We start from the raw sequence: 2,507 nt of genomic DNA, 5'->3' as shown, positions 1-2,507 counted from the left end.
AGAGCCAGATGCTCGCCCGGTCGGGCGTCAGCATCGACCGCGGCACGCTCGCGGACTGGGTGGGCGTCGCGGGCTTCCACCTGCGGCCTGTCGTCGACCGGCTGGCCGAGCATCTGAAGAGCTCCGGGCATCTGTTCATGGACGAGACAAGCGCGCCGGTCCTCGATCCCGGGCGGGGGCGCACCAAGACCGGCTACCTCTGGGCCCTGGCGCGCGACGAGCGCGGTTGGGGCGGCAATGACCCGCCGGGGGTGGTGTTCTTCTATGCCCCGGGCCGCAGCGGCAAGAATGCCGAGAGGTTCCTTCATGGCTTCGAGGGCACGCTGCAGCTCGACGGCTACCAGGGCTACAACCGGCTGACGCGCCCCTCCCGTACAGGTGGCACGCCGATCCGCGTGGCCCACTGCTGGACGCACGCCCGGCGCAAGCTCAAGGAGGTCTTCGACCGCGATGGCTCCGAGATCGCGGCCGATGGCCTGCGCCGCATCGCAGAGCTCTACGCCGTCGAGGCCGAGATCCGTGGCTGCGGTCCCGAGCAAAGGCTCGAGGCCCGGCAAGTGCGGACGGCGCCCCTCGTCGCGGCCTTCGGCGACTGGCTGCAGGAGCAGCGTCTCCGCGTCTCGGCCAAGTCGGTTCGTCGGGAAAGCCGTCCACTGGACGCCTTTCTTTTCCTCCTCACCGGCGAGAAGCTCACCTACATCCACCGGCACTGGGACGGCCTGCAGACCTTCCTCCACGATGGCCGCGTCGAGATCGATTCGAACAGCGTCGAAAACCTGATCCGACCCATCGCGCTGAACCGCAAGAACGCACTCTTCGCGGGCCACGACGAGGGCGGCAAGGCCTGGGGCCGCATCGCGTCGCTCATCGAAACCGCCAAGATCAACGACATCGAGCCCTTCGCCTACCTCAAGGCGACGCTCGAAGCCATCGCCGGCGGCCACCCCAAGAGCCGCATTGACGACCTCCTTCCCTGGAACTTCCAGCCGTCAAGCTGAAGAACCCGTGGGGTGTGGCTGGCGCTTACGGCCTTTCTGTGCGGCGCTGATTTGGCCGCGGGCCGGTATGGCGATGCGCGGATCAGAGGCATATCAACAAACCGAGCTCGATGGCTCCTGCACAAAGACTGCGTTCTCTGATCCGGATCTGTTCGATCCTTTGCCCTTACTCTTCAATGACCTCCTCACACCCCCGACGTGCCGGGACGAAATGGCAAGCGTCGTATGATCACGCCATCATCGCCGCCGGGTTCCGGTAATCTTCCTGTTTCGTCAGCATGGCCCAAAGGGCACGCGCCATCTTGTTCGCCAGGGCGATCGCGGCGACCATGCGAGGCTTGCGGGCCAGAAGGCGCTTGAGCCAGTCGTTATTCGGGGTGTCAAACCGCTCTACCGCCTGGAGAACTGCCATCGCGCCGGAGACGAGAAGCGTTCGGATGTCGCGCTGCCCCATCTTCGACGTCTTGCCAAGTCGGGCTTTGCCGCCGGTCGAATGCTGCTTCGGCACAAGGCCGAGCCAAGCGGCAAAATCACGTCCTCGCCGGAATGTCGCGAGCTCCGGAGCGAAGGTCTCGATGGCAAGAGCTGTGATCGGCCCCACGCCCGGCATGATTTGAGCGCGTCGTACCAATTCGTCTTCTCTGGCCGCACACTTCATCTTCCTGTCAAGATCGGCGATCCGAGCATTCAAGCCCTCAATCTGCTCGAGATACACCCGGCCGAGTTCACGAACGTCCTGGAGCAGCGCCGTGCCGTCATCCTCGATAGCATCGGCAAGGCGCTTGAGGTGCGCAGGCCCTCTCGCCGCGACCAAGCCATGCTCGGCAAGATGTCCGCGTAGAGCGTTGATCAACTGGGTGCGCTGCCCGACGAACATCTGCCGGGTGAGGAACAGCATCGCTCGTGCCTGCTGCGCTTCCGACTTCAGCGGGACAAAGCGCATGGTGGGACGCGAGGCTGCCTCTACGATTGCCTCGGCATCAGCCACATCGTTCTTCTGGCGCTTGACGAACGGCTTCACATAGATCGGCGGGATCAGGCGGACTTCATGTCCCAGCTTCTCAAACTCGCGGCCCCACCCGTGCGCCGTCGCGCAGGCTTCCATAGCGATCACACACCTTGGATGCTGCGCCACAAAAGCCATGAACTGAGCGCGCGAAAGCTTCTTGCGAAACACGACCGACCCGTCGTCACGAGCTCCATGCAACTGGAAGACCCGCTTTAACAAGTCGATGCCGATGATAGTAGCTTCGGACATGGATGCTCTCTCCTTCTGTGATGGCTTCACACGCATCACATTGGCACATTGCGATGCCGCCGGGAGGGGGCATCCACGCCATCAACAAAGCCGTCATACACCTCAACCGCCGCCCTTTTGGCAAGCGCGAGGCGGCCGAGCTGCGCACGGCCTGACCCGCCCGACCTGACAGGACGACGACCGACGCGGACATGCTCCGCGCCGGTCTTGTCGTTGGCGGCGCGGCGCACCCATGATACTTTCCGCCCAAA

The 2,507-nt window shown here is 64.1% G+C and carries 3 protein-coding genes; 1 reads left to right on the top strand and 2 read right to left on the bottom strand.

The window, feature by feature from the left end:
* A partial coding sequence (gene tnpC / locus DRV84_RS15010) for an IS66 family transposase (RefSeq protein WP_115982131.1) occupies positions 1–998 on the top strand: 998 nt, incomplete at its 5' end.
* Positions 999–1,227: 229 nt separating this feature from the next.
* Here tnpC and DRV84_RS15005 read toward each other — a convergent pair.
* Complete coding sequence (locus DRV84_RS15005; RefSeq protein WP_115982129.1) at positions 1,228–2,256, bottom strand: IS110 family RNA-guided transposase; 1,029 nt, start codon at positions 2,254–2,256, stop codon at positions 1,228–1,230.
* Positions 2,257–2,291: 35 nt separating this feature from the next.
* Positions 2,292–2,507: hypothetical protein (locus tag DRV84_RS15910; protein ID WP_205026751.1), on the bottom strand; the 216-nt coding region annotated here is incomplete at its 5' end.

This window comes from Rhodosalinus sediminis (assembly GCF_003385555.1).
GTDB classification, from domain to species: Bacteria; Pseudomonadota; Alphaproteobacteria; order Rhodobacterales; family Rhodobacteraceae; genus Rhodosalinus; species Rhodosalinus sediminis.
Note: the sequence above shows the minus strand (reverse complement) of the source record. Positions and strands in the feature narration are given on the sequence as shown.

Bases quoted from the DNA above. Each gene is read 5' to 3' on its own strand.
- DRV84_RS15005 (WP_115982129.1), bottom strand. From the start codon at position 2,256: ATGTCCGAAGCTACTATCATCGGCATCGACTTGTTAAAGCGGGTCTTC.